The sequence below is a fragment of the Rhizobium ecuadorense genome (genome assembly GCF_001187535.1).
Classification (GTDB): domain Bacteria; phylum Pseudomonadota; class Alphaproteobacteria; order Rhizobiales; family Rhizobiaceae; genus Rhizobium; species Rhizobium ecuadorense.
On the sequence record NZ_LFIO01000420.1, the window covers coordinates 1 to 221 of the forward strand.

Annotated in this window: 1 pseudogene; it reads left to right on the forward strand. The window is 62.0% G+C overall.

The features are described 5' to 3' along the window. Positions 1 to 83: 83 nt before the first annotated feature. A pseudogene (locus AF337_RS46250) lies at positions 84 to 221 on the forward strand (MSMEG_0568 family radical SAM protein); the annotation flags it as partial.

The window sequence follows — 221 nt, forward strand, 5'->3', positions numbered from 1 at the left end:
TGTCATGGATGGCCGCGCCACGGCGCCAATGGTCACCACCTCCCAGCCATCCCTCCCCACAGCCGAAGCAAGGATCCTTTCCGATGGAGAATACGATACGTCTGCCGACCGAGATTCTGATCAACGAATTGCAGTCCTACGGAGCCCGGCTCGTTGACCCCAAAGCCGGACATGAAAGCCGCCGCGGTGGTGCCGGACCTTCCGACCACAAGGCGCTGACC